At 59.1% G+C, this 12,723-nt stretch carries 9 protein-coding genes; 7 read left to right on the top strand and 2 right to left on the bottom strand.

Features of this window, described 5'->3' with window-relative positions; genetic code table 11:
* Window positions 1–2 precede the first annotated feature (2 nt).
* On the bottom strand, window positions 3–962 hold the full coding sequence (locus EYZ64_RS06715; RefSeq protein ID WP_135452766.1) for an HNH endonuclease signature motif containing protein: 960 nt from the start codon (window positions 960–962) through the stop codon (window positions 3–5).
* A 160-nt stretch (window positions 963–1,122) separates the two neighbouring features.
* Between EYZ64_RS06715 and EYZ64_RS06710 the strand changes: the two genes are divergently transcribed.
* Both EYZ64_RS06710 and EYZ64_RS06705 read left to right on the top strand, forming a co-directional pair.
* The gene (locus EYZ64_RS06710; RefSeq protein WP_353653668.1) at window positions 1,123–1,677 is read left to right on the top strand and encodes a very short patch repair endonuclease; all 555 of its coding nucleotides are present in this window, start codon (window positions 1,123–1,125) and stop codon (window positions 1,675–1,677) included.
* Between the two features lie 49 nt (window positions 1,678–1,726).
* Window positions 1,727–3,007 (top strand): ATP-binding protein, encoded by a 1,281-nt coding sequence (locus tag EYZ64_RS06705; RefSeq protein WP_286174669.1) that lies wholly within the window; start codon window positions 1,727–1,729, stop codon window positions 3,005–3,007.
* Window positions 3,008–3,016: 9 nt separating this feature from the next.
* Here the strand turns inward: EYZ64_RS06705 and EYZ64_RS06700 are convergent, their stop codons facing one another.
* Window positions 3,017–4,975, bottom strand: a complete 1,959-nt coding sequence (locus EYZ64_RS06700) for a DNA cytosine methyltransferase (protein ID WP_286174668.1) — start codon at window positions 4,973–4,975, stop codon at window positions 3,017–3,019.
* A gap of 565 nt (window positions 4,976–5,540) precedes the next feature.
* Between EYZ64_RS06700 and EYZ64_RS06695 the strand changes: the two genes are divergently transcribed.
* Genes EYZ64_RS06695 through EYZ64_RS06675 form a run of 5 tightly spaced genes read left to right on the top strand, consistent with a single transcriptional unit; the run spans window position 5,541 to window position 12,663 of the window.
* Window positions 5,541–8,207 carry a Z1 domain-containing protein gene (locus tag EYZ64_RS06695; protein WP_135452765.1) on the top strand — a complete coding sequence of 889 codons (2,667 nt, stop codon included), beginning with the start codon at window positions 5,541–5,543 and terminating at the stop codon, window positions 8,205–8,207.
* Window positions 8,204–9,199: a PD-(D/E)XK motif protein gene (locus tag EYZ64_RS06690; protein ID WP_135452764.1), complete on the top strand. Its 996-nt coding sequence runs from the start codon at window positions 8,204–8,206 to the stop codon at window positions 9,197–9,199. Before EYZ64_RS06695 ends, EYZ64_RS06690 begins: the two co-directional genes overlap by 4 nt.
* A gap of 14 nt (window positions 9,200–9,213) precedes the next feature.
* Window positions 9,214–11,091 (top strand): hypothetical protein, encoded by a 1,878-nt coding sequence (locus EYZ64_RS06685; RefSeq protein ID WP_135452763.1) that lies wholly within the window; start codon window positions 9,214–9,216, stop codon window positions 11,089–11,091.
* Window positions 11,084–11,947 (top strand): hypothetical protein, encoded by an 864-nt coding sequence (locus EYZ64_RS06680; RefSeq protein WP_135452762.1) that lies wholly within the window; start codon window positions 11,084–11,086, stop codon window positions 11,945–11,947. Before EYZ64_RS06685 ends, EYZ64_RS06680 begins: the two co-directional genes overlap by 8 nt.
* Complete coding sequence (locus EYZ64_RS06675; protein WP_135452761.1) at window positions 11,944–12,663, top strand: DUF6339 family protein; 720 nt, start codon at window positions 11,944–11,946, stop codon at window positions 12,661–12,663. The genes EYZ64_RS06680 and EYZ64_RS06675 overlap by 4 nt, the downstream gene beginning before the upstream one ends.
* Window positions 12,664–12,723: the final 60 nt, after the last annotated feature.

Here is a 12,723-nt window from a genome sequence, read left to right as displayed (position 1 = left end):
ACCTAGCCCCGGTGTTGTTTCCAGTGCGCAGCGATCCAACTACGTTGAGGGTCGCTGATCGTAGGCACGCGCAATGGCGCACTATGCAGACCAGCGTAGGGCTCAAACCGTCGGAGTGAGGGAAGGACGTCGACAGTAAATTGGTGTGGATCGATGCAAATCCCTCCCCTGTCGAACAGGAAATGCACGTCCTTCCGTAACATGAAGCCTCCATGCTCGTAGTGTGTGCCTAGTTCCGCATAACTGTAGAGGTGCGCAGCATCGAGAACTTCAACTGGCGCGGCGCCCGAGATCGCGCAGACGGGGCCATATTTGGCCAAGATGCTCGCTCTGAAGGACGTCTGGCCGAGCCTGACACGGGTCATCCGCATTTGGTGGCCACCGCTGGCCCTTAACTGGCGTCGTTCAGAAGTCCACGTGCTGACGTCACTCCACCGCGGGTGATGCTTGATTGCATCGAGTAGGGCTTCCCAGTTCATAGATCGCAGACTCAGTTGCGAATCGGGCGAGAAACAGAGTTTGCGAACCTGTTCGCCAGTTAGAGCGCCGTTCAAGTCAACCCAACCTGCATCGTGTCGAGACGTGTACTGCCTAACAAGACGGACGGAGGAATCTGGCACATCGAACTCAGCCTCGCATTTAAAACATCGATACCTTGGCGATTTCTTCCTGCGAGCCTTCAAATTAGCTTTATGACAGCTGGGGCAACGATGAGCGACCTTTGGGACGTTGTCCTCAACGAAGATCTCCTCGATAACGGATGCGCCAAGCAACGTATGCTTGTCCCACAACGCAATGCGATCGCCGGCGCGCAACTTGCCATGGTTCGGAACCGTCTCATCCCAGGTGTAGCTGCAATTGGGCTCGTCGTCATAGCCATCATTGCAGCCGTGCTGACGATCGTCGCCCACAGCCATCAGAAGCCAAGCGGCCGGTTGAGCTCTCGGACCTTCTTCGGTCATCACTCCTCGGTTCACAGAGATCGTTCTCGGCTGGTTCAGTCGGGCTGAGGGTAGCGCTGATATCCGACAATAATCCGCAATACGTTCAAGAGGTCAGTTCCGTTGTCGGCGGAGTACCGGTTTGAATACACGTGCGACATCAAGCAGCCAGCCCGACCGAATGACCGCGTGGAATCCCAACCAGGGGAGACGCACCGTTCCCAATCGCCTTGGCAGACTTGTAGTCTCAAGGAACCTCCGCAGCTTGGAAATGAGGCCCCCTGTGCAAAACGAGACGTCATCTGTCGGCACAGGCCCAGTTCCACTCAATGAAGCGGTCAGCAAGCAGATGAAGAAGATGCCCCGCCGCGACACCACGACCGAGATCGCACTTCGCCGGGAACTGCATCGTCTCGGCCTCCGATTTCGCGTCCACCTCCGCGGAATACCGGGGACACCAGATATCGCATTGACGAAGGCGCGCGTGGCGATATTTGTCGATGGCTGCTTCTGGCACCGTTGCCCCGAACACGGCACGTCACCAAAGAACAACTCGGAATGGTGGGCTGCGAAGCTCAAAGGCAATGTCGAACGTGATCGCCGCAAAGACTGCCAGCTCGCAGACCTCGGGTGGGAGGCTCTCCACGTGTGGGAGCATGAGGATCCCGCAGTCGCCGCTGAGCGGATCCATGACATATGGCGGCTTCGAACAGGGCGCTCGGCGGGTCGGAGGTAAATCTGTCGGTCGGTCGTGAGACCCTGGACTTAATCAAAAGGGAGCCTTTATGCCGAGACAGATGGCCAGTGTCACACCGTCAGCTGCGCGCCTGACCGATTCGCTGCGAGACATCGGGTACGACTTCAGTGCGGCAATTGCGGACCTCGTCGACAACAGCATTACAGCTGAAGCAACCGAAGTGAACATCGTCATCGAGTTCTGCGGCGAACGGTCACGCGTTTACATCGCCGACAACGGCCGAGGCATGACAATCAACGGGCTAACTGAGGCAATGCGGTTCGGTAGCCGTCGCGCGTACGGTCGAGGTGACCTAGGACGCTATGGCCTAGGGCTTAAGACAGCTTCGTTGTCGCAGGGTCGGTGCCTGACTGTGGTGACGCGAACATCCCCTGAACGTCGGGTCATCCAGGCTCGTCAACTCGATCTCGACCTGATCGCGGAGTTCGACGACTGGTTGATCATCGAGCCCGAACGAACCGACGTGATCGGCAAGGCACGAAACCTTCTCGAGGATGCGCCCGGAACAGTGGTGATCTGGGAGAATCTGGATCGTGTGGTACCCGCGAAGAACGCGTCGGGTGGCTGGGCTCGACGCCGCTTCGAAACACTGCAACAGAAAACTGCAGACCACCTGTCTATGGTGTTCCACAAGTTCCTAAACGGTGAGCTGGGGAAAGACCGTCTAGTAATTACCGTCAACGGACAGAAGCTAAAGCCGTGGGATCCTTTTGCGCGCTGCGAACCCCAGACCCAGGAATTGGCAGAGCAGGTGTTCGAGATCGAGCACGGCGACTTCGCCGGACAGGTGACGCTACGACGCTTCGTGCTTCCTGGCCGCGATGGTTTTAGCTCACCCTCCGAGTTCGAACGCATGTCCGGTCCGCTCAAGTGGAATCGGCAGCAGGGGCTATACACCTACAGGGCCGACCGCCTCGTCCAGTGGGGCGGCTGGGCTGGTGTTCGCAGCATCGATGAGCACACCAAGCTGGCGCGAGCCAGTCTGGAGTTTGACACCGATCTTGACGAGGCGTTCAACATTAACGTGGCTAAGATGCGTGTTGCGTTACCTGGCCAATTGCGGCACATGATCGAGCGACCGATAAACGAGCTATGCAGCCTCGCCGACAGCGAATATCGGAAGTCCTCCAACCCGAAAGCCGGTCGGGAGCGAGACCGCACCATTACTGACACGTTCTCAGCGGGATTGAACGTTGGCATTGCGCTCAAAGGCGCAGCCCTCGATGCAGGCGAACTGCGATCGTTCAAGAAGATCGTCGCCGAACTCAGGAGGTCAGAGCCCAGTATTGCCAAATCACTCGGCCTGTAGCATCACTGGTCAGTAAAGGGTTGGACTGGATTCCATAGTCCGTCGCCCCTCGACACAATGGGTCTGCAGAGGACACATGGTGCATTCCGGGTTAGTCGGCCGACACCAACTGTTAGCTAGTTCAATCAAGCCCAAGTGCGCATCACGCGAATACGTGCCGAACCCCACCATTCTGGCGACTGCTAGCCGCCCGTCGGTAAGGCGGTTTCGACGGTCGACGTCGCTGCCCTGGAAGCGGCTTACTACTCGCAGCACGCCTTTGGTCACCAGTACGGGCTCCTCTGGACCTGCGCCAGAAGCATCGAGCATATCGACAGGAGCCGCTAAGACGGCAAGATCGGCTACCGACTCCGCAATCTCAAATGTCGACCGCAGATCATCTGCCGATCCGTTTAGCACCTGAGGCGAAGTGGCAATTCTATCGCGCAACCCTTGCATTCGTTCCAGGCGAGCTTCGCGCCCAGTGTTCTCCACAACGAAATCCAGGTATTCATCGAAACGCTCCTGTTTTGCCTTCGACAACGCCCACGGATTATTGTTCTCCTGGAGCAACTTCCACACTCGGCGCATAAGCGGCTTAGGAGCTCGGTCGAGCAGCTCTTCGGCAGCTATCACCAACCACCGCGACACCTGCCCACCTGGCGTACGTTGCAACCACGGCAACGCCCGGACATGCTTGGATTTGGACATCCATCTGGCCAAAATCTGTGCGCATTCTCGCGTCGAAAGTCCCGCATCGGCACGGTTGTCGAGTGACTCGCGAATCGCTTGGCCCATCACAAATCCCAACCGTGGCGGTACCGCGTTACCGATCTGACGAAACGCCGCGGAAGGTGGCCCATCGAACCTGAAGTCGTCGGGAAAAGTCTGTAGACGCGCCGCCTCCCGAACGGTCAGCGTTCGACTTTGCCGGGGGTGGATGTACCAGTATCCATCTTTGGCAATATGTGCCGTTATTGTCCTCGACAAGTCGTTCTCGTTGAGCCGATTGTATTTGTCATCAAAAATATCTCCGCGATATCGCTGATGTTCCTTATCCAGATCGGTGTACTTGGTCGCGTGCGTCATTGACTCGAAGGCTTCGCGGTCATCATCACGAACCGGCCGCGTGATGTGGTCGAACACCTTGTTTGAGTCCACTGGCGCAATGCGGCCTCGCATCTCACGTTGGTAGGCCGTTATCGGCCCAGCATAGTCGGCCCAGCCGTGTTCACCGCCCTCTGGGCGCCACCCGCCTTCAACCTCAGGCAGGTCGCCAATCGCATTCCAGACGGTAACCTTCCGCGCAGTCTCCGTCGGCCACCGGAACTGTGTGTTGCCCTGAAGCGCAACGAGGATGAGCCGCTGCCTGAATTGAGGAACTCCGTACCGCCACGTGTCGACGACCCGTTCTTCGACGGAGTAACTCATTTGCTCAAGTTCCTCGACCATACTCCGCAGAATGAACATTTCCCGATCAAGCGCCATGTCGGGGACGTTCTCCATAAGAACTGCCTTTGGACGCGCCCGATCGACAATCTCCAAGAATGACCGCCAGAGGTCACGGCGCTCATCATGGGGATCTCGAAGTCCAGTTTGCACCCGGTAGCGAATCATCGATCGGCCCGCCTTGGAGAACGGCTGACATGGTGGTCCGCCGGCGATCAGGTCAATCTCCGCTTCGCGCATTAGATCACCCAGCCGCGCTACCACGGAGGGATCCGACAGGTCCCAGTCAACCGACATCCCGCCAAAGTGGTGCGCATGCGTCCGGCTCGCGAAGGGCTCGTGATCTGCGCCGAAAACTATCTTGAAACCTGCGCTTTCCAGTCCCAAGCTGAGTCCGCCGGCGCCGCTGAAGAAGTCCGCAGCCAAGGGCGCCCCTGTAGCACGCCGCACTGACATCGCATGCTGTACGAAAGAGTCAATATCTTCGACATGGTCGCGGTGAGGCGCCAGCTTCACGAAGGGGCCGCGAATCAGTCGCACGCCATACCCATGTTTCGGCCCCTTGGGTGTCTGCGAGCGCTGAGGTGGCACAGATAGAAGATAGCGGTAGGCACTGACGCACGCGCCCAGCTCATTGTCATCACCGCTGAGGGCGCGTCGCGGTATGCCGCCCCTAGGTGTACCCGAATGAGGCGGAAGGTCCCTCCAACGCCCCTGCATCGAGATCAGCTCCGCACTCAGCACGGCCGCCGACAAGCTCCGATGCTGAGGCCCTCGCGATTCTTCTATCGAGCAAGTCCGTCGAGCATCGGCGTCATCCAACGGAATGACAACGTTTGGTCAGCGTCGTGCGTGCAGTCGATATCCGCGCAGTGACTCGGATAACTGGCGAAAAAATGCAACTGTTACTCGCTATCGACCCAGTATTCAAGGGCGCTAAGTGCGTTCAATGGAGGGTTGAGATCTCCCCGATCCGACGGCGCATCCGAAGGTGCCCTAAGTTCAGGTCAGCCGGGGACTCCACACCAGAACAAAACCTGAACCGCATTCCGGTCCCTGGACGCACCCAGTTCCACTAGCGTCTCCGCGCGGAGGGAAACAGTTGATGGATAGCCAGGCAGTCGCGCAGGTTCGAGGGATCATCATCGGACAGATGGTTCGGCTTCGCCAAAGCCTCGACGAGACGCTCGCGGACCTACGACCGATCATGCGTGACCAGATCTCTTTAGAAACTGCCGCAGACGAGATCCGTCGAGACATCGCAGAGAACGATCTACTCGATTCACCGACAGGTGTCGTCGACCGTCGTTCCCTAATTGCCAATGTGCAGATGGCACCTTGGTACTCGGGCCCCGAGCCCGGGGACCACCATTGGGAGGACCTTGAGACTCGTTTGCTCAGCGGGCGCATGGCTGATGCGGTGCCGGACATCGATCGAGCATCGACCAAGGTCGTCGCTCAAACGGCGAATCCGAACATCCACGGACTTAAGAAGTTAGGGCTGGTTCTCGGGTACGTCCAGTCGGGTAAGACGGCGAACTTCACTGCCGTGATGGCGAAGGCCGCAGACCGCGGCTATGGGCTGTTCATTGTGTTGTCTGGCATCCACAACAACCTCCGCGAGCAGACACAGGTCCGAGTCGAGAAGGACCTGAACTTCGCTGCCGGAGGTTGGGTGGGGCTGACAACCAAGCGAGAAGACTTCATCAACAGCGCCACCCATCGAGGCGCGTCGCAACTTGGCTCGGCGAAACCTGTGGCGATCATCATCAAGAAGAATGCTTCCAGGTTGGAAAACTTGCGCGACTGGCTCAAGGAGACCCCAGTCGACGTCCTACGACGAACGCCAGTGCTCCTGCTGGATGACGAGGCCGACCAAGCCACACCCAACAGTGCTGTCAGTCGGCAGAATCGCTCTGCGATCAATGCGCTCGTCAAGGAGATCTGGGACCTCATACAAAGCGGGACCTATATCGGCTATACGGCCACACCTTTCGCGAACATATTCATGGAGCCAGACGGATCTGACCTCTATCCATCCAACTTCATAATTAATCTTCCGCGGCCGACTGAGTATTTTGGTGCTGAGAGGCTGTTCGGTCGGGAACCCCTCTCAGATGACGACGATCCTGATCCTGGCCTCGACATGATCCGGAAGATCTCGGATGCTGAGGCAGCTGGTTTGCGGCCGCCGAGCGGGACTGAGGCGCGCCTCGCGTTCGACCCGCCCATTCCGATGTCCCTACGCGAAGCTACAGAGTGGTTCGTAGTCGCGACGGCAATCCGAAGGGCAAGAGGGCACGCCGATCACAGCTCGATGCTCATCCACACGACGCATTACTCTGACCCTCACTTCGCGATGCGGAGCACGATGCAGCGATTCATCGAGCAGCTCGCTGTGGAGTGGCACAGTGGGAACACGTCAACACTCGAGGCGTCCTACGACCGGGAACAAGCGCGGGCAGCATCTTGCGCAACCGAGCCCATGCCATTGTGGGATGAGCTCGCAGAACACATTTCGGTCACGCTCTCCGACGTCCGAGTGATCGTCGACAACGGGATGTCCGATGATCGACTGGATTACGACCGCCGCGACAAACAGGGGAACCCCATCCGTGAAGTAGTGATCGCGGTCGGTGGTGGCACCCTTTCTCGGGGGCTCACTCTTGAGGGCTTGACCGTTTCCTATTTCACGCGAACATCGAACACCTACGACACGCTGCTTCAGATGGGTCGCTGGTTTGGGTACAGGCCCGGTTATGAAGATCTCCCCCGGATCTGGCTGCAGCAGTCTCTGGCTGACGAGTATCGGTTTCTCGCGTTGGTCGAAGCCGAGATCAGAGCAGATATAGCCGATATGGAGCTTCAGCTTCAGACCCCAATGGATGTAGGGGTGCGGGTGCGTGAACATCCAGGACGTCTTGCGATCGTCGCCCGGAACAAGATGGGCGCGGCACGTGTCATACGAGTCACGTATGCCGGTGAACGGATGCAGACCTTCATCTTTGACCGCGAGGCCGAGACCGCGAGGAACAATCTCGCGGCAGTCCAAGAGTTCATCGCTCTGTGCAAAGAAGAATCCAGCCTAGCGACCACCAACACCCCACCCCGTTGGCGTTTTGCCAAGGTCTCGGCAGAGAGCGTGTCCAAACTGCTGGAGCAGTACACGTTCCACAAAGACCAAGTGTCGATGCGGTCTGAGTTCATGACGGAATGGATCCGCACCGCTGCCCCGGACAGTCTCTGGAACGTCATCGTGATCAGCACCTCACGGACCGCTCGCGACGAGAGCGGCCGAGTCGTCGAACTTGGCGAACTCGACCTCGGTTTCGGCGAGGTCCGGGCAGTCAACCGTGCTCCCCTCAAAGACTCGGCAGCAGGCACCGCGAACATCAAGTCTTTACTTAACCATGATGACTGGTTCGCAGACTTAGATCCCGAGGACGTACGGAACCTGACCCCGAAACAGCGCCGACAGCCACGGGACGTCCGGCGCCGGCTTGCCAACGGAGCCGGCCAGATTATCATCTACGTAGTCAGTAAAGACTCACTGCCCCAGACAGAAGGATCGCGTCGAGCTCGCGACGCGATGGCAACGGAAGCGCATTTGGTCGGGCTCGGCATCATCTTCCCGAGTAGCGGCGCCGACCCCCGCACGGATGGCACTTACATCGGCGTTACTCCCGACTGGCAGCCGGAACTGGATCCGTCGAGCGAGGAAGTGCCCGCGGACACCGAGGGCGATGCAGAATTCGCCACCGGAGAAATATGATGAGCCGCAATGTATCTGAGCATTTCAGCCTCTTGCTGAGCGACCGGCGCCCTGAAGGGGACCAAATCCTGACACGGCAGAGCGGCGTCACCACCGTCCTAGGCCACGTCCTCCTCGGAGTTGACGGAGACGGAAGGCGCCACCTGTTAGTTCCGATTCCTGCGAAGGATTCTCCGAGTGACCGCGTCAGTCGCGGCATCAACTTGGGCTATCGCGATCTCTCTGTGGGCTCCGGCCCAGTCCGCTTCGCGGACCTGTATTGCACAATTTCTCGATTGGTCGGTCCGTTCGATCGGCTGATCGAAGATGTCCTCAATCGGCTTGAACGTGCCCCGAGTGGAGGACTCAACGCGGTGATCACCACGTTGGACGACTGGAGGGCACTCCTTCGTCGTGCTCTAGGTGGATTGTCGCGGGAAGAGGTGGTCGGTCTGGTTGGCGAGCTAGAGGTTATGCTCCTGCTCGCTGCGGTCGATCCTGCCGCTGCGGTATTCGCTTGGACGGGACCCGCAGGCGCGATTCACGACTTCAGCCGACAGGGACGTGATATCGAAGTCAAGGCAACGGCGGCCGTTAACGCCACGGCAGTTCGGATCTCCAACCTCGACCAGCTCGATCCGGCTCTCTCCGCATCATTGCACCTTGCGGTAGTTCACCTTGCCGCTGCGACGGACGCGCCCGACATCGACGCACGGATCGACTCCTTGCTGGCGCTGGGCGTTCCCGCAGATACTCTCGAAACCAGGCTGGGCGACGCGGGCTACTACCAGGGGATGGAGTGCGCGGTCCCGACTCGCTACCTATTGCGCGAAATCCGCTGGTGGAGAGTCGATACCGGGTTTCCTGGCCTGCGCGCGAGCGATATTGAGAAATCCCGCTTAGTCGGTATTGACGGTGTCTCGTACGAGTTACTGCTTGGAGTGCTCCCTCCGGCGCTATCGACCGACGCAGCCGCCAATATCGCATGCGAATGGGCTGGAGGACCGGTGTGAACGCGACTCGACACATGCAAGACTCGGCGCCTCTCCAACATCCCAGCCGCCTCGACGGTGTCACACAAGCGACGGAACTGACTCGTCAGCGAATCTCCCGAGGCCCCCTGGACTGGTTTCCTCAGAAGTTTGAGCCAGGCGCTATCCAGGGTGTCGGTGCAAAGAAGCTCCTCGGCACACCCCACGTCTCGACGGGAGGGTTGCTCGTCCGAGAGACTGCCCAGAACAGCTGGGATGCCAGGATCGGTGACCGCCCAGTGGAGTTCACGATAAATATCCGCCAGTTGCCGGAGGAAACCGCTGAGCTTCTCGGCAATTCCGTCTTCACGGGGAGCGCGTCTGGTACTCAGATCCGAGGTGCGCTAACGGCTGACGAGGTCTGGGCGGTCGAAATCTCCGACCGCGGGACGGTTGGCCTAGGCGGGCCAGTTCGGAACGATCGCGCGATCCCTCCGAACTCCGTCACCCACTTCATCGACCTCATCTTTAACATTGGTGCTACCAAGGGCGACCCGACATCCGGGGGGACATACGGATTCGGTAAGTCGATCGCGTACATGGTCAGCCAGGTCAGCGCCATCATTGTCTGGTCCAGATGTGCTACGGACAAAGGACCGGAAGATCGCTTGATCGCGTCTGCTATTGGAGACGTATTCGAGCTGGATGGATACCGCTACACCGGTAGACATTGGTGGGGCCGAACAATCGAGGGACGCCCAGAACCGGTAGTAGGCCCATTCGCCCGGGAGCTTGGAAGCCAAATCTTCGCAAAAACATTCGGGGACGATGAGCTTGGCACCAGCATTCTGATCCTCGCTCCCGAACTCGGCGCGCCTGGCCCAGAAGATGACGCAGAGGTACTAACGGAAGCAGTGCTCTGGAACTTGTGGCCGAAGCTGCTTCCCGATAACTCCGGAATGCACCCGATGGACGTGCGCGTACAGGTCGACGGCGTTGACTACCCGATTCCGGATCCATCGAGCCACCCAGTCCTTTGTGGCCCGGTCTCGTGTCTACGCACAGTGCGAGCCATCCAAGCTGGAAGTACTCCTACACCCTCGCTATTCGCTGTGGACGTCATCGAGATCAAACGGTACAACGAGGTCCTCGGGCATCTAGCCCTAACGAAGTACCCCGCGCCTCGCGGCACAGCTGCAGAAGTAGAGCCGAGCCGGGCTATCACGCTTATGCGCAACGGTGCCGAGTTGGTTGTCCGACAGATACAGCGATCGGCGCTCGCTGAGCCAGGCTTCCAATGGGCCGGCGTGTTCAAGCCGGTGTCAGACCTAGATCCCACATTCGCCAAATCAGAACCACCCGCGCACGACGACTGGTCCCCCGCATCACTGCAGGACAAGACTCAGCGCAGCCAAGTCAAGCTAGCGATCCAACGAATCCAAGAAGCTGCAGACAAGTTCGTCGAGCCTTTCAGCACTACTAGGCCAAGCCAGTCCTCAGCCTCGGCCGCCGCAGTTGGCGATATGTTGGCCGGCCTAGTGACTGGGTCGATCGGCTCCGCGCCGACGCTGGCAGGCGGCTCGAAGCCAAGCGCCGGTGCTAGCCGGAGCTCCAAAGCTAGGGCGCAATTAGGCGATCCCCGCTGGACAGACTGTGGCATACCGGGATGGACGCGAACGACACTGCCGATCCGCGTAGATGGTGGCCCGTCAGACGGATCCCGCGTCCAGGTCGAGATTGGCATCGGGACAGACGGCGGCACCGAACGATCGATCGATCCAGACTACTTGCGAGACGGCGGCTGGGAGGGCGCTGACGGTAACGCGACGGCGGTGATCATGCCTGGTCAATCGCTTGAGTATTGGTTCGACTCGAGTGACGAAGTTGCCATCGACATCACAGTCCGGATTGTCGACGAAGGAAGTCATGAGTAAGACACGCCTGCTGCCATACAGATCTCTTGTCTCCAGCAATGTTTCGTGGGGTGGGTGGTGGCTGGAACGGAACGGCCTTCGCGAACCCCTTCCAGATCTTCTTCCAGGGTGGGACTACGCCTCGACCGATGCCATCGGGCTCTCCGTCGAAGTCACGAGTTCAACGGTTCTCGAGGCCACAGGCTTAGAACAGATCGATCTGATCGAGGCGGTCGCAGTTGCAGATTGTCCGGCAATGTTGCGACGCTTCGTCGCTCAGAAGCGCTTGTCGACTGACGACACCCAAACAGTGGAGTTGTCGATCGAGCTGCCTCCAGGCGAAGCCGCACAAAGGCTCGAACTTTCGGCGTTTTTGCTCCTGGCTGAGGACGTCATTCCCAAGGGCCGCGCCGCGTCGCGGCGCGGATCACGGCTCTGCGTGGGACCGCCTCGCAACATCTTGCTAGAAGGTGACGCCTCGCGATTCCCAACCGAGGCAGTTTCGTTCTCGGCGCTCCATCTCGAGAACGCACCTTGGACGATCAGCGCGGTGTTTGATGACGTGAGTGATTCGTTCATGGGGTCTGTTCGACTCCTGGTCAACGAAGAACACGAACTTGGCCGTGCGCTACTCGCACCTCCCGTTGAGCCACAACTCGAGGCCAGGCTCAAGCTCGAGGTGCTTCGGTCTCTAGTCGCGCTCACGAGCGCGCAGGAAATCTCTGACGATGACGATTTTCCGGCAGACTCCGTTGGCCAAGTGGTCGATTCGATGTGCAAGTTGTTCCTGAACCGCTCGCTGCACGAGGCCATTCAGACATACACACGAAACCCTTTGAAGTTCGACAGACTGTTGTTTGCGGGGGTGGGCCCATGAAACTCTGCTATCCGCGATTGAATCGAGGCGACGCTGAGGCGATCTTCGACGAACTTCGCACGAGATATGCGGTAGGCGGCCGTGCAGCGCTCGCCGACGAGGTGAGATTTGATCACGAGCGCAAGGTTCCAGTTGCAACTGGCAGGATTGCGACTCCGGAGGAGATAGCGGGAGTACGGCAATCTGTGCTTGAGCACATGGCATCTTGGCTCGTGCAGGAACGCATATCGGACAAGGCAGGATTCGATGGGGCGCTTGGGCGTTCGCTCCACGGCGTGCTCAACATTGTTCCCGCAGATGCAGCGCACGAGGGGACTTGGAGTTTCCTCACCCTCGTCGTGTTCCCCGATATTGCAGCAGTCCGCTTTCCTGATTTCCATATCAACCGCTTCATCGGGACCGCCCGAAACGCCTTGAGACGCCCGTGGCAGCGGCAAGAGATCCTAGGTGACCTGCCCGAAGACCGCGGTCGTCCGTTGGGAGAAGACGAATTGGTCGGCCTTACCGAACGAAGCGCTCTGGTTCGCAATCGGCGACTGGCCCGAGCCCTTGCTGGCAGAGTCCAAGCGTACGACGGACCCAATCGATCGCAGTGGGCCCGCGGGCTGTACAAGTCGGCTACGTTCCAAAGCGGAGTCCGCCTGCTTGATGCGCTAGACGATGCGGAGATAGATCGCTTTGTCGCATCTCTCCGCCATTCGCTAGAAGGTCAGTGAGCAGACCTAGCGAATCGGCGTTCGTCGCTGAATGCGCGCGCCGCATACGCTGTCGTTGAC

It is taken from the genome of Mycobacterium sp. DL99 (genome assembly GCF_004762045.1).
GTDB lineage: Bacteria > Actinomycetota > Actinomycetes > Mycobacteriales > Mycobacteriaceae > Mycobacterium.
This window is presented reverse-complemented; position numbering and strand designations above follow the sequence as displayed.